The sequence below is a fragment of the Serratia sp. B501 genome (assembly GCF_051172315.1).
Lineage (GTDB): Bacteria > Pseudomonadota > Gammaproteobacteria > Enterobacterales > Enterobacteriaceae > Serratia > Serratia ureilytica.
The window spans coordinates 153333-171361 of sequence record NZ_JBPIZB010000005.1; the positions used below are offsets into that span (position 1 = coordinate 153333).

Here is an 18029-nt window from a genome sequence, read left to right on the forward strand (position 1 = left end):
ATTTTTTTATCTTTCTGTTGACCGACGTATTTCTCTGCTTTTAATTCAAATTTATTGAATATCTTCATCACGGTTATCCGGCTGTGTTGCTGCGGCAAAGCGCGTAATGTAGCGGCATAGCACAATTTGAACTAAGGATCCCTCTATGAACACCTCTCGTATGCCGGCACTGTTTCTTGGCCACGGTAGCCCGATGAACGTGCTGGAAGACAACCGTTACACCCGGGCATGGCGTGCGTTGGGTGAGTCATTGCCGCGCCCGAAGGCGATCGTGGCGGTTTCCGCGCATTGGTATACCCGCGGCACTGCGGTCACTGCGATGGAAAAACCCAAAACCATTCACGACTTTGGCGGGTTCCCGCAGGCGCTGTTTGATACCCGTTATCCGGCGCCAGGCTCTCCCGCGCTGGCCGCGCAGCTGCAGCACATTCTGGCGCCGGTGCCGGTAACGGCGGATCTCGGCGAGTGGGGGTTGGATCACGGCACCTGGGGCGTATTGATCAAGATGTATCCCAATGCCGATATCCCGGTGGTGCAGCTCAGCGTCGACGGCACTCAGCCGGCGGCTTACCACTATGAGCTGGGCCGCAAACTCGCGGCGCTGCGCGATGAGGGCGTGATGATCGTCGCCAGCGGCAACGTGGTGCACAACCTGCGCATGGTGAAATGGCAGGGCGATACCAGCGCCTATCCGTGGGCGGAGTCTTTCAATAACTTTGTCCGGGATAACCTGCGTTATCGGGGCGATAACCACCCGCTGGTGGATTTCATGCGCCATGAGGGCGCGGCGCTGTCGAACCCGACGCCGGAACACTATCTGCCATTGCTGTATGTGCTCGGCGGCTGGGATGGAAAAGAGGCCATCAGCGTGCCGATCGACGGTATCGAAATGGGGGCGCTGAGCATGCTGTCGGTACAGGTGGGGTAAAGAAAGAACGCCAGTCAGAGACTGGCGTTTTTGCTTTCAGCGGGGCGATCAGCCGAGGATGGTGTGCGGATAGAAGCGCGACAGATCCTGCGTGATCAATTCGCGATCTTCGCGCAGGCCGATGCCGCAGGGTTGATCGTTCACCAGCCAGCTGCCGATCAGCGTGTAGCTGTCTTCGAACTTCGGCAGCGGATGGAACTGCTGCACGATCATGCCTTCTTCGCCGTACGGCCCATCGACGCGCGCCACTTCCTGACCGTTTTCGACGATCTGGATATTGGCGCCTTCGCGTGAGAACAGCGGTTTGGTGACGTAATGATCCATTGGCGGATGATCGTCTTGCGCGAAATAAGCCGGCAGCAGGTTAGGGTGATTCGGGAACATTTCCCACAGCAGCGGCAGCAGCGCCTTGTTGGAGATGATGCTTTTCCAGGCCGGCTCCAGCCAGCGCACGCCGGCGTCTTCCAGCTTGGTGGAGAACATCTCGCGCAGCATGAATTCCCACGGATAGAGCTTGAACAGGTTGCCGATCACTTGATCCTGCAGATCGGTGAACTGGCCTTTCTCGCCGAGGCCGATCTCTTCCATGAACAGGAACTCGGTCGGCAGACCGGCTTCCTGCGCGCAGTCCTGCAGGTATTGCACCGTGCCGCGATCTTCTTCGCTGTCCTGGCAGCAGGCCAGGTGCAACAGGCCGAAGCCTTGATGCGCTTTCAGCTCGGCGAAACGCTCGATCAGTTTCTCCTGCAGGCTGTTGTACTGATCCGATTCCGGATCCAGCTTGCCGGCGTTGATCTGGTCTTCCAGCCACAGCCATTGGAAGAAGGCCGCTTCATACAGTGAGGTGGGCGTATCGGCGTTGTTCTCCAGCAGCTTCGGCGGATTGACGCCGTCGTAGGCCAGATCGAGACGCGAATACAGCGACGGCTGGTTGGTGCGCCAGGAGCTGCGCACGAATTCCCAGGTGTGTTTCGGGATGCAGAACTTGGCCATCAGCTCGTCGCTGGCGACCACTTTCTCCACCACCTGCAGGCACATCTGATGCAGCTCGGCGGTGGCATTTTCGATCTCTTCAATCTGCGCCAGCGTGAACTGGTAATAGGCGTCTTCACACCAGTACGGCTCGCCGTACATGGTGTGGAAACGGAAGCCGAACTCGGTCGCTTTTTCGCGCCAGTCCGGGCGCTCGGTAATGGCAATACGTTTCATGCATCAACCGCCCATGCTGCGAGAGCCGGAGTTGGAGGTGGCGCTGCTGCGCTGCATGCTGGTCTGCTTGGCCACGGTCTCGCCGAAACCGCCGCGGGTCACGGTGTTGGTGACCGCAGGCTTCGGCGCCATGGCGGTTTTCGGCACCGTCATGGTGCGACCGCCGGCGGTGGCCGGGCCGTAGCTCTTGCCGCTGGCGTCGACAAACTTGCCGTTCGCCGGGCTGGCGGCGTTCTTGGAGGTGAACAGCGGCTGCTGCGCGAAACCGGAACCGCCCATCAGGCGGCCCATCATGTAGCCCGCCATCAGCGGCATCCAGAAGCTGCCGCTGCTTTGCGATTCCGCCGCCATGCCGGCCTGCGCCGGAGCCGGCGCCTGGGTGCACTGCGCTTCGCCGAACTCGGCGACGCAGTCTTCGCGGGTGGCGTATTTCGGCGCGGTTTTCGCCGCTTCTTTCAGGGCGTTGTTGTAGGCGGTGGTGCACTGCTCGCTCATCGAAGGGTTGGCGCGCGAACAGTCATCGGCATTCTGATACAGGGAGACCGTTTCATCGCTCTTCTCGCAGCCGGCCAGCATAAAGACGGCGCTGATCGCCAAGGCCACGGGCGCGACACGGTAGCTGCGCCAGGATTTGCGGAACGTCTCTTGGTTGATGTTTTTTGTCCGTTTCATCGTTATCAATCCCATCATGCGGGCTGTTTTCGCCCTTTCCCAGTAGTGGCGCTAAGGATAGGGGAAACATGGTCAAAATTAAAGCTGAAACGCCCGCAGAATCCACTCTTTACGCAGTTATACGTTGGGGTGTGCGCCAGTTCGCTTTCGCGGCGAAAAAACGCGCATTGGCGTTTCATCATGAAACGTTATCGCTATGATGATGTTCCATAATGGAACAAAAATCGCGTGGCTCGCCAGGCGGGCGGCAGGCGCTCATAGTCGAAGCACAACAACAAGCCGGCGGCGAAGTCGGCGCGTCATCACCTGATATCTGAACGTTACCATCGCCAACTCCCTACAAGGATCCGGTTATGTTGAGAATCATCCAGTCACCAGGTAAATACATTCAGGGCGCCAATGCGCTGGCCGCCGTCGGCGAATACGCCAAATCCCTCGCCGACCATTATTTCGTGATCGCCGACGACTTCGTGATGCAGTTGGCGGGAGACACCCTGATGGGCAGCCTGCAGCAGCACGGCGTGAAACATCATGCGGCCCGCTTCAACGGCGAGTGCTGCCGTAAAGAGATAGACCGGCTTGGCCACGAGCTGCAGACCCACGGCTGCCGCGGGGTAATCGGCTTCGGCGGCGGCAAGACGCTCGACACCGCCAAGGCCGTCGCCCACTACCAACGGCTGCCGGTGGTACTCATTCCCACCATCGCCTCCACCGATGCGCCGACCAGCGCGCTGTCGGTTATCTACACCGAACAGGGCGAATTCGCCGAATACCTGATCTACCCGCGCAACCCGGACATGGTAGTAATGGACAGCGCCATCATCGCCAAAGCGCCGGTGCGCCTGCTGGTAGCCGGCATGGGCGACGCGCTCTCCACCTATTTCGAAGCGCAGGCCTGCTTCGACGCTCAGGCCACCAGCATGGCCGGCGGCAAATCGACGCTGGCGGCGCTCAGTCTGGCGCGGATGTGCTACGACACGCTGCTGGCCGAAGGGGTGAAGGCCAAGCTGGCGGTCGAGGCCGGCGTGGTGACGGAAGCGGTGGAACGCATCATTGAGGCCAATACGTATCTGAGCGGCATCGGCTTCGAGAGCAGCGGGCTGGCGGCGGCGCACGCCATTCACAACGGTTTCACCGTGCTGGAGGAGTGTCACCACCTGTATCACGGCGAAAAAGTGGCGTTCGGCACCCTGGCGCAGCTGGTGCTGCAGAACAGCCCGATGGCGCAGATTGAAACCGTGCTGGCGTTTTGTCATGGCATCGGCCTGCCGATCACGCTGGCGCAGATGGGCGTTACCGGCGACGTGGCGACGAAGACGATGGCGGTGGCCGAGGCCAGCTGCGCCGCCGGCGAAACCATTCACAACATGCCGTTCAAGGTCACCCCTGCCGGCGTGCAGGCGGCGATCCTGACGGCGGATCGGCTCGGCGCCGCCTGGCTGCTGCGTCATTGATACCGTTGGGGCGCGGTGCGCCGCGCCCCTGGCTTACAGAGGAAACCATCGTGAAAAAACTGATTAATCAGGTCGAGTCGGTGTTGGAAGAGCAGTTGCAGGGGCTGGTGGAGGCTCATCCCGAGTTGCTGGTGCATGCGGATCCGGCGTTCGTCACCCGCGCCGACGCGCCGGTAGCGGGCAAAGTGGCGATCCTGTCCGGCGGCGGCAGCGGCCACGAGCCGATGCACTGCGGTTTCGTCGGTGAAGGGATGCTCGACGGCGCCTGTCCGGGCGAGATTTTCACCTCGCCGACGCCGGATAAAATGTACGAGTGCGGTCAGGCGATCGACGGCGGCGCCGGGGTGCTGCTGCTGATCAAGAACTACACCGGCGACGTGCTCAACTTCGAAACCGCCACCGAGCTGCTGCACGACAGCGGCGTCGCGGTGGCGACGGTGCTGGTGGATGACGACGTGGCGGTCAAGGACAGCCTGTTCACCGCCGGGCGGCGCGGGGTGGCCAACACCGTGCTGATGGAGAAATTGCTGGGCGCCGCCGCGGCGCGCGGCGACGATCTGGACAGCGTGGTGACGCTGGGGCATCGCATCAACAACCACGGGCATTCGATCGGTATCGCGCTGGGCGCCTGTACCGTCCCCGCCGCCGGCAAACCGTCGTTCACCCTGGCGGAGAACGAGATGGAGTTCGGCGTCGGCATTCACGGCGAGCCGGGCATTGCGCGCCGTCCGTTCACCACGCTCAACGCGGCGGTGGATGACATGTTCCATACGCTGATTGACCACGGCCACTATCAGCGCATGATCCGCGTCTGGGATCGCCAACAGGGCGAGTGGCGCGACGAGATGCAGACCAAGCAGCCGCTGACGCGCGGCGATCGGGTGATCGCGTTGGTCAACAACCTGGGCGCCACGCCGCTGTCCGAGCTGTATGGCGTGTACCATCGGCTGGCGGAGCGCTGCGCCGAGGCGGGCATCATCATCGAACGCAACCTGGTGGGCGCGTATTGCACTTCGCTCGATATGCAGGGCGTGTCCATCACGTTGTTGAACGTGGACGACGAACTGTTGTCCTTGTGGGATGCGCCGGTGAAAACGCCTGCGCTGCGTTGGGGTTGCTGAGGAGGAATTATGGCGTTGACCAAACCACAGGTCGTCGATTGGCTGATGCGTTGCGGCGAAGTGTTCAGCCGAGAGCGCGATTTTCTTACCCAACTGGACACCGAGATCGGCGATGCCGACCACGGCCTGAACATGAATCGCGGTTTCAATAAGGTGGTGGAAAAGCTGCCGTCGGTGGCGGACAAGGATATCGGCTTTATCCTGAAAAACACCGGCATGACGCTGCTGTCGAGCGTAGGCGGCGCCAGCGGTCCGCTGTTCGGCACCTTCTTCATCCGCGCGGCGCAGGCGGCGAACGCCAAGCAAAGCCTGGATCTGGCGGAGCTGCATCAAATGATGCAGGAAGGGGTGGAAGGCGTGGTGATGCGCGGCAAGGCGGAGCCGGGCGACAAGACCATGTGCGATGCCTGGTGGCCGGTGGTGGAAAGCCTCGGCCAGTCCGCGCAGCAGAACCTGAGCGTGGCGGATGCGCTGCAGCGCGCCGCCGACAGCGCCGAGCGGGCGGTGGAGAGCACCATCACCATGCAGGCGCGCAAGGGGCGGGCCAGTTACCTGGGCGAGCGCAGCATCGGCCACCAGGATCCCGGCGCCACTTCGGTGATGCTGATGATGAAAACGCTGGCCGAGGTCGCCGGCAGTTAGCAGGAGGCGAGATGATTAATATCGTGGTGGTGTCGCACAGCGCGTTGCTGGCGCGCGGCGTTGAGCAACTGGCGCGGCAGATGATGCGCGGCGACGGCTGCAAGTTGGCGCTGGCGGCGGGCGTGGATGACGAGGAGCACCCGATCGGTACCGACGCGGTCAACGTCATGGAGGCGATCGAAGCGGTCGCCGACGGCGATGGCATTCTGGTGCTGATGGATCTGGGCAGCGCGCTGCTCAGTGCCGAAACCGCGCTCGATCTGCTGGATCCGGAGTTGGCCGCCAAGGTGCGGCTGTGCGCCGCGCCGCTGATCGAAGGCACGCTGGCGGCGGTGGTGGCCGCCAACTCCGGCGCTTCGCTGGAGCAGGTGGTGGCGGAGGCGCAGGGGGCGCTGCAGGCCAAGCAGGCGCAGCTGGGCGAGGCTTCACCTACGGCGAAGCGCGCGGCCTTGCCGCTGGCGCAGGGCAAAAGCGCAACCTGGACGGTGCAGAACCCGCACGGACTGCACGCGCGCCCGGCGGCGCGGCTGGTCGAAGCGCTGGCGCCGTTCAAGGCCGAGCTGGTGCTGGAAAAACAGGGGCAGTGCGTCGATCCGCGCAGCCTCAATCAGCTGGCGCTGCTGCAGGTGCGCCACGGCGACACCATCCGTTTGATCGCCGACGGCGCGCAGGCGGACGAGGCGCTGGCGGCGTTCAAAACGCTGGCGGAGCAGCATTTTGGCGAGACGGTCTCCGAGCGGCAGCAGCCTTCGCTGCACGGCATTCCGGTGGCGGAAAGCGTCACCAGCGGGCCGGTGTTCCAGGCCCGCAGTGTCTGGCCGTCAGCCGCCGAGCGCCGGATCGGCGCGGACGAGGTGTTGGGCGAACAGCAACGCCTGCGGGAGGCGCTGCAGCACACGTTGAGCGATCTCAACCGGCTGGCGGAGCGCACCGGCACGCTGATCGGCAAGCCGCAGGCGGCTATCTTCGGTGCCCACAGCATGCTGCTGGACGATCCGGATCTGCAGCAGGCGGCTTACACCCGCATTTCGCAGCAGTTGTGCAGCGCCGAGCAGGCCTGGCGGCAGGTGCTGGAGGCGATCGCCGAAGAGTACCGCGAGTTGGATGACGACTACATGCGGGCGCGCGAACTGGACGTGCGCGACATGCTGCGCCGCACGCTGTGCCACCTGCAGGGGCAGCCGCTGCCGACCATTGCGCTCGCAGAGCCGTCAATACTGGTGATGGATGAGCTGATGCCCTCAGAGGTAGTGATGCTGGATCGCCGACTGGTGCTCGGCATCTGCCTGAGCGGCGGCAATGCCCTTTCGCACAGCGCCATTCTGGCGAAGGCGATGGGCATTCCGATGGTGGTCGGCATGCAGGATTGCCTGAGCAAAACCCGCAGCGGCCAGAAGGCGATGCTGGACGCCGCGCGCGGGGTGTTGCAGCTCAGCCACTAGGCGTGCAGCTTGAACTGGCGGATGTCGATCCCGTGCTGTTTGATCTTCCGCCACAGCGTGGTGCGGCCGATGCCCAGCAACTGCGCCATTTCCGTCAGTTGGCCGCGGCTGACGGTCGCCGCCCGCAGGATTGCCTGGCGCTCCATGTCCGTCAGCGTCAACAGCGGCGCGCCGGGCTGCGGATCGCTTTCCAGCAGCGACGGGTGGCCGAGCAGGTGCGCCGGCAGGTCCGCCAACTGGATGTGGTGGCCGTGGCATATCATCGCCGCGCGCTCCACCACTCCTTTCAGTTCCAAATCGTTGCCCGGCCACAGATAGAGCGCCAGCTGAGCCATCACCTCGTCATCCACCCGGAAGCGACACTGAAAATGTTGCTCCAGCGTGCGCAGATGGTGTTTGACCAGCAGCGGAATATCGCTCAGCCGCTGACGCAGCGGCGGGATTTGGATCTCGAACGCCTGCAGGCTGTAAAACAGCTGGCGGCGGAAGCGGTTTTGCTGCACCAGCAGCGGCAGGTCGGCGGCGCTGCCGGCGATCACCCGCACATCGACCGGGATCACCCGGCTGGAATTGAGGCGGATCACCACGCCGGTTTTCAGCACCTGCAGCAGCGCCGACTGCATCTCCGCCGGCAGGTATTCGATCTGTTCCAGGTACAGCGTGCCGCCGTTAGCCAATTCGAATTTACTGAGCTGGCCCGCCTCTTCTTCGCTGGCGTCGCTGCCCAGCAGCTCACGCAGCCCCTGCGCCTGCGGCAGCAGTTGGCAGTTGAGGGCGATATACGGCCCGGCGGCGCGCTCGCCGGCGTTGTGGATAGCCTGGCTGAGCAGCTCTTTGCCCACCCCTTCTTCCCCACGCAACAGGATCGGATGCTGGCCTTTGGCCGCCTGCTGCCCGTAACGGATCAGTCGCCGCATTTCCAGCGAGGCGGAGGGCATCTGTTCGAAGCTGTGGCTGACGCGCCCCAGCTGGCTGCTGACATATTGGCGCAGCCGTTCGATCGGGTGCAGCAGGGCGATGAAACTGCAGCGATCGCCGTCGAAAATCGGCTTGAGTGTCAGCAAGGCGGCGATAAACTGCCGCTGGCTTTCGAAGGTGACTTCGACGTGTTGCAGCGGTTGGCGATCGGCGATGGCGCGCTTGAGCAGCGCGGGCAGCGTCAACAGCTGCGCCAACGGCTTGCCCTGGCTCTGCTGTTCGTCCAGCTTCAGCAGGCCGGCGGCGCGCTGGTTGATGTATTGCAGGTAGCCGCGGTGATCCCAGGCCATGACGCCGTCGTCCACGCCGTCCAGCAGGCCGTAAAGCTGATTCAGATGGCGGTTGGATTCCGCCAGCAGGCCGTCGGCGTTCAGCGAGTTGCCGATTTCGCGGGCGATGGCCAGCGTCAGCGACAGATCGCCGGCGGCGCAGTCGGCCAGCAGGCAGCCCAGCGCGATCGAGCCGCGCTGGCGGCCGCTGTTGTCGTAGACCGGCGTGGCGCAGAACGACCAGCCGTGCAGCGCTCGGCGCACGTGTTCTTCACCGCTCACCCGCACCGGGTGGCCTTCCGCCGCCGCCAGCGCCGGGGCATTGGTGCCTATCTGCCCTTCGGCCCAGTAAGCGCCGGGGGCGAACCCCAGTTGCTGCAGATGTTCCCAGGTTTGGGTGTCGCCACAGCGCCACAGCATGCAGCCGCTCTCGTCGAGGATCATCAGCAGGCAACGCCGCGGCTCCATGTATTCACAGGCGTCTTCCAGCGACGCCTGGCCGAGCGTCAGCAGATCGTTCTTGCGGCGGCAAATCGATTCGAAGGTGGCGCCCTGCGCACGGTGCGGCGCTTGCCAGACATCGGGCTGCATCAGGCTGCGGCAACGCAGCCAGGAGGCGTACACCGCCGACGTCGGGCGCAGCGGCGGCGGCAGTTCGCCGTCGTTAATCAGTTGCTGCCAACGTGAATCGTTGTCCATCGAACCTCATCCAACTGCGAAAACGAGAGTGACGATGATATCACCTGGCGCAGCGGCGGCTGTGAGGCGGCGGGCAGAAGCGGGGAAAATCGGGACAAAAAAAACGGGGCGCGGCGTAGGCCGGACCCCGTGTTTGTCAGCGTGCGGACATCAGTTGCGGAATGGGTTGCCGCTGTGGCGAGCCGGTTGGCTGGTGGTAACGGCCGGCGCGGATGCGCGAGTGGCCGCCGGTGCCGGCGCCGCAGTCTGTTGCATCGGCGCATTGTCCTGATAACCGTCCGCATAGGCGTCCTGCGCGCGGTTTTGCGGTGCGACGGCGTCAGGCGCGGTCGATACCGGCTTGCCCAACGCGCCGTTCAGCAGCAGCAGATCGTTCTGGTTCAGCGTGCCGAGCGCCGACTTGATGTTCAGCTGGTTGATCAAATAGGTATAACGCGCGTCGGACAGCTGACGTTTGGCGTTATACAGCGTGGTGGTGGCGTCCAGCACATCGACGATGGTGCGGGTACCGACCTGATAACCGGCTTCCATCGCGTCCAGGGAGCTCTGCGCGGAGATCACCGCCTGTTTGTAGGCGTTGATGCTGCTGATCGAAGCGTTAACGTTGTTGAACGATGAACGCACGGTCTGCACCACGCTGCGGTGAGCGCTTTCCAGCTGCTCGCTGGCGCCGACGAAGCCGTACTGCGCTTGTTTAACCTGCGAGTTGGTCGCGCCGCCGCTGTACAGCGGCAGGTTGAAGCTGATGCCCACTTTATTTTGGCCCGCATCGGAGTCGCTGTAGCGTGCGGCATTCGCGCCGCCGGTGTTTGAGCCGTTGTATTTGGTATTGCTGATGCCGGTTGACGCGCTGACGTCAATCGTCGGCATATAGCCGGTTTGGGCTGCGCGGATCTGTTCGCGCGCCAGATCCTGGCTCAGGCGGGCGGACAGCAGGCTCAGGTTGCGCGCTTCCGCTTCTTTCAGCAGGTTGTTAACCGCTTCCGGGCGCTGGGTGCTGAAGCGATCGGTGTTCAGCGAGGCCAGCTCAGGGTAGAAGCTGCCGGTGACCTGACGCAGCGTTTCCAGCGCGTTGTCCAGATCGTTGCGGGCGGAGACTTCCGCCGCCAGCACGGTGTCATAGTTCGAGCGGGCGTTCTGTACGTCGGTGATCGCCACCAGGCCCACGTTGAAGCGCTGAGTGGTTTGATCCAGCGTGCGGTACACCGCGTCTTTCTGCGCCTGGGTGTACGACAGCGTGTCGATCGCCTTCAGCACGTTGAAGTAGGCGGTGGCGGTGTTGAGAATCAGCGACTGCTCTGCGGTCTGGAAGGTGACGTCAGAGATGCCGGCGCTCTTTTCCTGCAGCGTCAGTTGGCGCCATTTCGACATGTCGAAGAGGGTCTGCGTCAATGCCAGCGAACCGCTGGTGACGTTGCTGTTAACGCCATTGCTGTCACGATAACCGTTGGTGTAATCGTAACCTGCGGTTAAACCGAGCTGCGGCAGCAGCGGGCTGCGCGCTTCATTGATCTTTTCGAATGCGGCGTCGCGGTCAGCTGCACTTTTGCGCAGATCCGGGTTACTTTCCCTGGCCTGTTTGTAGACCTGCAGCAGGTTCTCTGCCTGGCTCATTGCACTGAAGCCGCCCAGGCTCAGTCCGATAAGAAGGGGGAGCAGTTTCTTCATTTGCATTCCTTGTTGTGCAGCAATATTGCTATGTTAGCGCTGACGATAGACGAAATAGTTGCCGATTCTAGCAGAGTCTGCGGTACGCATCAGGTGGCTGAATGTGCCATCTCACGTAACTTTTACCTTTCAGACCGCCCATTTACCTTGGCGTACTGCCCGGGTCGACTGCAGCTGATATTATGGCTGACAATCCGGATTGTTTCTCGCTATTACCTACGAGCGCACAAACGTGCCGCATCCGGCGGCGAAAAACAGCCTAACATAAAGCCGCGGCAGAGAGTCGCGCTGTTTCTGTCATCAAAACCGATTATTTTATCGGCATACTCACGCAGGAGAATTCGCGCATGAACCGTTCGCAGCCATCGCCCGTCACTTTCGATAAAAAAGATGTAGAAATTATTGCACGCGAGACGCTGTACCGTGGTTTTTTTTCACTCAATTTATACCGGTTTCGCCATCGCTTGTTCAATGGCGAAATGAGTCCTGAAATCACGCGTGAAATTTTCGAGCGCGGCCATGCGGCGGTGCTGCTGCCCTACGACCCGGTGCGCGACGAAGTGGTGCTGATTGAACAACTGCGCATCGCCGCGGTCGATACCAGTAATTCGCCCTGGCTGCTGGAAATGGTGGCGGGTATGATCGAAACCGGCGAAAGCGTCGAAGACGTGTGCCGCCGCGAAGCGCAGGAAGAAGCCGGCGTGGTGGTCGGGCGCTGCAAGCCGGTGCTGAGCTATCTGGCCAGCCCGGGTGGCACCAGCGAACGCTTGTCGATCATGGTCGGTGAAGTGGACGCCGGCACCGCCGAAGGCATCCACGGCCTGGCGGAAGAACATGAAGATATTCGCGTCCACGTGGTCAGCCGCGAGCAGGCTTACCGCTGGGTGGAAGAGGGCGCGATCGATAACGCCGCATCAGTGATTGCATTGCAATGGCTGGCGTTGCACCATGAATCGTTGAGAAAAGAGTGGGCCAACTAATGAAACAGCGCTATACCCCTGATTTCCCCGAAATGATGAGATTGTGCGAAACCAACTTCGCGCAATTGCGCCGCTTGCTGCCGCACAACGACGAAGCGGGCGAAACGGTGACTTATCAGGTGAACGGCGCCGGCTATCGTTTGACCATCGTTGAGTCCACGCGTTACACGTCGCTGGTGGAGATCGAGCAGATCTTTCCGGCGGTCAGCTACTGGAGCCTGCCCGCGATGACGGTGCGGTTATACCATGACGCCATGGTTGCGGAAGTGTGTTCCAGTCAGCAGATCTACCGCTTTAAAGCGCGTTATGATTATCCTAATAAAAAGTTGCATCAACGCGACGAAAAGCATCAAATTAACCAGTTTCTTGCTGATTGGCTGCGCTACTGTTTGGCGCATGGAGCGATGGCGGTTCCGGTTTGTTAGACAGACTGAAATAACAAAGGACACCATTTGGAAAGCCTGTTTAAACTGCCCGTGGCGAGTGGGGCCGCGGTCAGGATTCTACAAATAACAGATACCCACCTTTTTGCCGGCGAACACGAGACGTTGCTCGGCATCAATACCTATCGCAGCTATCACGCGGTGCTGGACGCCATTCAGGCGCAGCGCCGCGATGTCGATTTGATCGTCGCCACGGGAGATTTGGCGCAGGATCATTCGCAGGAGGCGTACCGCCACTTCGCCGCCGGCATCGCGCAACTGCCGGCCCCGTGCGTGTGGCTGCCGGGCAACCACGATTTCCAACCGGCGATGGTCGACGCGTTGGCCGCCGCCGGCATCGCCCCTTCCAAGCAGGTGCTGCTGGGCGATAACTGGCAGGTGCTGATGTTGGACAGCCAGGTGTTCGGCGTACCGCACGGCGAGCTGAGCGAATACCAGCTCGAGTGGATGGAGCGCTGCCTGCAGGCGCACCCCGAGCGTTACACGCTGTTGCTGCTGCACCACCATCCGCTGCCTTCCGGCTGCACCTGGCTCGATCAGCACAGCCTGCGCAACCCGCATATGCTGGGCGCGATCCTGTTGCGCTACCCGAAGGTGAATACCGTGGTGTGCGGTCATATTCACCAGGATCTGGATCTGGAATGGCAGGGCCGGCGTCTGTTGGCGACGCCGTCCACCTGCGTGCAATTCAAGCCGCACTGCACTAACTTTACCATCGACGACGTCTCCCCCGGCTGGCGTTACCTCGATCTGCTGCCGGACGGCCGCGTCGAGACGCAGGTGTTCCGCCTGGAAAACGACGATTTCCGCCCCGATATGGACTCGGATGGATACTGATGCCTTCGACACTGCTCTACCTGCACGGTTTCAACAGCTCGCCGCAGTCGGCCAAGGCGGTGGCCTTCAAGGCCTGGCTGGCCGAACACCATCCCGCTATCGAGATGCTGGTGCCGCAGTTGCCGGCCTTTCCGGCGGAGGCCGCCGAAATGCTGGAAAATCTGGTGCTGGAACGCGCCGGACAAACGCTCGGATTGGTGGGGTCCTCGCTGGGCGGCTATTACGCCACCTGGCTGTCGCAGTGTTTTTCGCTGCCGGCGGTGGTGGTCAACCCGGCGGTCAAGCCGTTTGAGCTGCTGGTCGACTATCTCGGCGCCAACGAGAACCCCTACACCGGCCAGCAATATGTGTTAGAGTCTCGTCACGTTTACGATCTGAAAGTGATGCAGATCGATCCTTTGGAGTCGCCGGATTTAATCTGGCTGCTGCAGCAAACGGGCGATGAAATTCTCGATTACGGCCAGGCAGTGGCGTATTACACCGCGTGTCGGCAAACGGTGGAGTCGGGTGGAAACCACGCCTTCGTCGGTTTCGAGCACTACTTCCCCCAGATTGTGGATTTTTTAGGGCTAAACGCGGTCTGACGGACCGTTCCGGCACCTCCCTTTAACCACGAAAAAATAATCAACGATGACTCAATCCAGCTATAACGCTGATGCCATTGAAGTACTCAGCGGTCTAGAACCAGTGCGCCGTCGTCCCGGCATGTATACCGACACGACGCGCCCAAACCACCTCGGCCAAGAGGTGATCGATAACAGCGTCGACGAAGCGTTGGCCGGACACGCCAAGCGTATCGACGTGATCCTGCACGCCGATCAGTCGCTGGAAGTGATCGACGACGGCCGCGGCATGCCGGTGGACATCCACCCGGAAGAGGGCGTGCCGGCGGTTGAGTTGATCCTGTGCCGGCTGCACGCCGGCGGTAAATTCTCGAATAAAAACTACCAGTTCTCCGGCGGCCTGCACGGCGTTGGGATCTCGGTGGTTAACGCCCTGTCGAAGCGGGTGGAAGTCAACGTGCGCCGCGACGGCAACGTTTACGGCATCGCCTTCGAAAACGGCGACAAAGTGCAAGACCTGACGGTGACCGGCACCTGCGGCAAACGCAACACCGGCACCAGCGTGCACTTCTGGCCGGACGAACAGTTCTTCGACAGCCCGCGTTTCTCGGTATCGCGCCTCACTCACCTGCTGAAAGCCAAAGCGGTGCTGTGCCCCGGCGTTGAGATCTATTTCATCGACAAGGTGAACAACACCGAGCAGCGCTGGTGCTACCAGGACGGCCTGACCGACTACCTGATGGAAGCGGTTAACGGCCTGATCACCCTGCCGGAAGCGCCGTTCGTCGGCAATTTCGCCGGTGATACCGAAGCGGTGGACTGGGCGCTGCTGTGGCTGCCGGAAGGCGGCGAGCTGCTGACCGAAAGCTACGTCAACCTGATCCCGACCATGCAGGGCGGCACCCATGTCAACGGCCTGCGTCAGGGGCTGCTGGACGCGATGCGCGAGTTTTGCGAATTCCGCAACATCCTGCCGCGCGGCGTGAAGCTGTCGGCGGAGGATATCTGGGATCGCTGCGCTTACGTGCTGTCGGTGAAGATGCAGGATCCGCAGTTCGCCGGGCAGACCAAAGAGCGTCTCTCTTCGCGTCAGTGCGCGGCCTTCGTTTCCGGCGTGGTGAAAGATGCTTTCAGCCTGTGGCTGAACCAGAACGTTCAGGCGGCGGAACAGCTGGCCGAGCTGGCGATTTCCAGCGCCCAACGCCGTCTGCGCGCCGCCAAGAAAGTGGTGCGCAAGAAGCTGACCAGCGGGCCGGCGCTGCCGGGCAAGCTGGCGGACTGCACCTCGCAGGATCTGGCCATGACCGAACTGTTCCTGGTGGAAGGGGACTCGGCGGGCGGATCGGCCAAGCAGGCGCGCGATCGCGAATATCAGGCGATCATGCCGCTGAAGGGCAAGATCCTGAATACCTGGGAAGTCTCCTCGGACGAAGTGCTGGCCTCGCAGGAAGTGCATGACATTTCCGTGGCGATCGGCATCGATCCGGACAGCGAAGATCTCAGCCAGTTGCGCTACGGCAAAATCTGCATCCTGGCGGATGCGGACTCCGACGGTCTGCACATCGCTACGCTGCTGTGCGCGCTGTTCGTGCGCCACTTCCGTTCGCTGGTGAAAGGCGGGCACGTTTATGTGGCCATGCCGCCGCTGTACCGCATCGATCTTGGTAAAGAGGTGTTCTACGCGCTGGATGAAGAAGAGAAAGCCGGCGTGCTGGAACAGCTGAAGCGCAAGAAAGGCAAGCCGAACGTCCAGCGCTTTAAAGGGCTGGGCGAGATGAACCCGCTGCAGCTGCGCGAAACCACCCTCGATCCGAACACCCGCCGTCTGGTGCAATTGACGGTCGCGGAAGATGATGTCGATCAGACGCTGGCGGTGATGGACATGCTGTTGGCCAAGAAGCGTTCGGAAGATCGCCGCAACTGGCTGCAAGACAAGGGCGACATGGCCGAATTGGCGGTCTGAGCCTGACCCTGGCCCGGTGAAACGCCGGGCCGGCTTTCCCGCAGGGCGTTCATGCGGCGCCCGATAACCTGGGCCGGAATGCATGAAGATCACGCTCGAAGAATTGCTGGCGTTCACTTCGGTGGTCGACAGCGGTTCCATCACCGCCGCCGCCGATCGGCTCGGCCAGACGACTTCCGGCATCAGCCGCGCGCTCAGCCGCCTGGAGAATAAGCTCGATACCACCCTGATGCGCCGCACTACGCGTCGCCTGGAGCTGACCGAAGAGGGGCAAAGCTTCCTGAGCCATGCGCGTACGATCATCAACTCGGTGGAAAATGCCGAAGAACAAATGGCGGTGCGCCGGCAGATGCCGGCCGGGCGACTGCGGATCAATGCGGCTGCGCCTTTTATGGAGCACGTCATCGTGCCGCTGGTGGCGGGGTTCAGGGAACGTTATCCGCAAATTTCGCTCGAGCTGAACACCGACAATCTGATCATCGATCTGCTGGAAAAACGCACGGATATCGCCATTCGCATCGGCGCGTTGCGCGATTCGACCATTCATGCGCGCGCGCTGGGCGCCAGCCGGTTGCGCATCCTCGCCAGCCCGGCTTATCTGCAGAAGCACGGCACGCCGCAGAGCGTGGAGGCGTTGCACCGGCATTGTCTGCTCGGTTTTACCCAGCCGGAATCGCTGAACCAGTGGCCGTTGCGCTATCGCCAGGCGCCGCATTTCACCATCACGCCGACGATCTCGGCGTCCAGCGGTGAAACGCTGCGGCAATTGGCGCTGCGGGGCGAGGGGATCGTACAGCTGGCAGACTTTATGACCCGACGCGATCGGGAAGCGGGCAAGTTGGTGACGTTGCTGGAGCAGGAGACGCTGGACGTGCGCCAGCCGATTAATGCGGTGTATTACCGCAATACGCAATTGGCGGCGCGCATCACCTGTTTTCTTGACTACGTCAGCGCGCACATCGACGCGCAGACGTTATAAGGCGGAGCTTACAGGGCGTTTTCCAGGATGTAGATCTCGGTGTCCAGCACGCTGTCTTTGAGGGTGTCGCGGTGTTTGAGCATGTGCTCAATGGCCAGATGTTTTTCCAGATGCGCCATGCTTTCCCATTTCTCCAGCATGAACACCGAATCCGGCGACCGCTTCTGCCACGGCGCCTGGGTATTGCTGTCGACCATCGGCGTATATTCGCCGCAACCCTCTTCCGCCAGCACCAGCGGCACCAGCTTTTCAATGGCTTGCAGTACGGTGGCGCGGTGGCCGGGTTTCACTTTGATTTCTGCGATTACGGTGATCATGCTTACCTCGTTGATGAGTATGTTCTGCGTCAGTTAAGCAAAAATTTTCGCCAGATGCTCGCGATAACGTGCGATGTCCGCTTCGATATCCGGTTGTTTTATCACGTCATTGCAGATAAAGGTCGGCAGCGCTTCCATTCCCAGGAACTGGTTGGCCTTGTGGAAGTGCAGGTAAACGCCGTCGACGCCGACGCCGTGGAAGAACTGATCGGGATCGGTGAAGGCCTCCAGCGGGGCGTTCCAGGTCAGGCTCAGCAGGTATTTTTTGCCCTGGATCAGGCCGCCGGAGCCATATTTTTTGCTTTCGTCAGAACGAGAGCGGCCGTCGCTGGCATACAGGCTGCCGTGACCGGCGGTGAACACTTCATCGATGTATTTTTTCAGGATCCAGGGTTCGCCCATCCACCAGCCCGGCATCTGGTAGATGACCGCGTCGGCCCACAGGTATTTCTTTACCTCTGCTTCGATGTCATAACCGTCGTCGACCACGGTGACCTGCACATCGTGCTGCAGATCGCGCAGGAAGCTTTCCGCCACGTCGCTCAGGGTTTGGTTGAGTTCGCCGTTAGAATGGCCGAATTGTTTTTTAGCGTTGATAATCAGGATATTGCTCATCTTTCGCGGCTCCCGTCAGAGTTAAGATATGGCATGCTTCCCGCCGAAAAGGCGGAAACCAGCTCGCTGGCGACGAGTGTAATCGTTAGGCAGGCAAGTAAAAATGCGATCCAGCGCACAACAGTGTTGACTGCCAGTCAATAAACGAGCCACCAGACAGCGAAATTTTGCATAAACCGCAGCGCGCAACCGGCCGCCGCCGGCGATCCTTGCGCCAACTGTGACAGCCACCCTGCAGATGGGTTACTAT

The 18029-nt window shown here is 61.5% G+C and carries 17 protein-coding genes; 11 read left to right on the top strand and 6 right to left on the bottom strand.

Translation table 11 applies throughout. From position 1 onward, the window contains the following. Window positions 1–145 precede the first annotated feature (145 nt). Complete coding sequence (gene ygiD / locus ACSBQV_RS16945) at window positions 146–928, top strand: 4,5-DOPA dioxygenase extradiol (protein WP_099783981.1); 783 nt, start codon at window positions 146–148, stop codon at window positions 926–928. Between the two features lie 48 nt (window positions 929–976). On the opposite strand, the gene ACSBQV_RS16950 is transcribed toward ygiD, so the two are convergent. Together ACSBQV_RS16950 and ACSBQV_RS16955 are read right to left on the bottom strand one after the other, a co-directional pair. Further along, window positions 977–2137: a glutathionylspermidine synthase family protein gene (locus ACSBQV_RS16950; RefSeq protein ID WP_099783983.1), complete on the bottom strand. Its 1161-nt coding sequence runs from the start codon at window positions 2135–2137 to the stop codon at window positions 977–979. 3 nt (window positions 2138–2140) lie between these two features. Next, window positions 2141–2809: a DUF1190 family protein gene (locus ACSBQV_RS16955; protein WP_033644601.1), complete on the bottom strand. Its 669-nt coding sequence runs from the start codon at window positions 2807–2809 to the stop codon at window positions 2141–2143. A gap of 353 nt (window positions 2810–3162) precedes the next feature. Between ACSBQV_RS16955 and ACSBQV_RS16960 the strand changes: the two genes are divergently transcribed. The 4 genes from ACSBQV_RS16960 to dhaM are packed head-to-tail and all read left to right on the top strand — an operon-like array spanning window position 3163 to window position 7468. Then, on the top strand, window positions 3163–4263 hold the full coding sequence (locus ACSBQV_RS16960; RefSeq protein WP_434991470.1) for a glycerol dehydrogenase: 1101 nt from the start codon (window positions 3163–3165) through the stop codon (window positions 4261–4263). 50 nt (window positions 4264–4313) lie between these two features. Further along, window positions 4314–5384 (top strand): dihydroxyacetone kinase subunit DhaK, encoded by a 1071-nt coding sequence (gene dhaK, locus ACSBQV_RS16965; protein ID WP_099783987.1) that lies wholly within the window; start codon window positions 4314–4316, stop codon window positions 5382–5384. Window positions 5385–5393: 9 nt separating this feature from the next. After that, a complete protein-coding gene (dhaL, locus tag ACSBQV_RS16970) occupies window positions 5394–6026 on the top strand; it encodes a dihydroxyacetone kinase subunit DhaL (protein ID WP_047026469.1) in 633 nt (210 codons plus the stop codon). An 11-nt stretch (window positions 6027–6037) separates the two neighbouring features. After that, window positions 6038–7468: a dihydroxyacetone kinase phosphoryl donor subunit DhaM gene (dhaM, locus tag ACSBQV_RS16975; protein WP_099783989.1), complete on the top strand. Its 1431-nt coding sequence runs from the start codon at window positions 6038–6040 to the stop codon at window positions 7466–7468. Here the strand turns inward: dhaM and dhaR are convergent. Both dhaR and hasF read right to left on the bottom strand, forming a co-directional pair. Continuing rightward, complete coding sequence (dhaR, locus tag ACSBQV_RS16980) at window positions 7465–9414, bottom strand: dihydroxyacetone kinase operon transcriptional regulator DhaR (RefSeq protein ID WP_099783991.1); 1950 nt, start codon at window positions 9412–9414, stop codon at window positions 7465–7467. The two genes, dhaM and dhaR, sit on opposite strands and share 4 nt — an antisense overlap. Before the next feature lie 150 nt (window positions 9415–9564). Continuing rightward, the gene (hasF, locus tag ACSBQV_RS16985) at window positions 9565–11082 is read right to left on the bottom strand and encodes a multidrug efflux transporter outer membrane subunit HasF (protein WP_033644608.1); all 1518 of its coding nucleotides are present in this window, start codon (window positions 11080–11082) and stop codon (window positions 9565–9567) included. 347 nt (window positions 11083–11429) lie between these two features. Between hasF and nudF the strand changes: the two genes are divergently transcribed. The 6 genes from nudF (at window position 11430) to ACSBQV_RS17015 (ending at window position 16847) form a co-directional block, all read left to right on the top strand. Beyond that, a complete protein-coding gene (gene nudF, locus ACSBQV_RS16990; protein ID WP_004937242.1) occupies window positions 11430–12062 on the top strand; it encodes an ADP-ribose diphosphatase in 633 nt (210 codons plus the stop codon). Next, a complete protein-coding gene (locus ACSBQV_RS16995) occupies window positions 12062–12487 on the top strand; it encodes a DUF1249 family protein (protein ID WP_099783993.1) in 426 nt (141 codons plus the stop codon). Before nudF ends, ACSBQV_RS16995 begins: the two co-directional genes overlap by 1 nt. A gap of 27 nt (window positions 12488–12514) precedes the next feature. Then, complete coding sequence (cpdA, locus tag ACSBQV_RS17000) at window positions 12515–13342, top strand: 3',5'-cyclic-AMP phosphodiesterase (RefSeq protein WP_004937250.1); 828 nt, start codon at window positions 12515–12517, stop codon at window positions 13340–13342. Beyond that, entirely contained in the window at window positions 13342–13926 is a 585-nt protein-coding gene (gene yqiA, locus ACSBQV_RS17005; RefSeq protein ID WP_004937252.1) for an esterase YqiA, read from the top strand. The genes cpdA and yqiA overlap by 1 nt, the downstream gene beginning before the upstream one ends. 46 nt (window positions 13927–13972) lie before the next feature. Then, window positions 13973–15868, top strand: a complete 1896-nt coding sequence (gene parE / locus ACSBQV_RS17010; protein ID WP_025304305.1) for a DNA topoisomerase IV subunit B — start codon at window positions 13973–13975, stop codon at window positions 15866–15868. 82 nt (window positions 15869–15950) lie between these two features. Further along, the gene (locus tag ACSBQV_RS17015) at window positions 15951–16847 is read left to right on the top strand and encodes a LysR substrate-binding domain-containing protein (protein ID WP_060660232.1); all 897 of its coding nucleotides are present in this window, start codon (window positions 15951–15953) and stop codon (window positions 16845–16847) included. 8 nt (window positions 16848–16855) lie between these two features. Here ACSBQV_RS17015 and ACSBQV_RS17020 read toward each other — a convergent pair whose 3' ends face one another. Continuing rightward, the gene (locus ACSBQV_RS17020; protein WP_033644613.1) at window positions 16856–17164 is read right to left on the bottom strand and encodes a putative quinol monooxygenase; all 309 of its coding nucleotides are present in this window, start codon (window positions 17162–17164) and stop codon (window positions 16856–16858) included. Window positions 17165–17197: 33 nt separating this feature from the next. After that, window positions 17198–17779 (bottom strand): NAD(P)H-dependent oxidoreductase, encoded by a 582-nt coding sequence (locus tag ACSBQV_RS17025; RefSeq protein ID WP_042785391.1) that lies wholly within the window; start codon window positions 17777–17779, stop codon window positions 17198–17200. Window positions 17780–18029 lie beyond the last annotated feature (250 nt).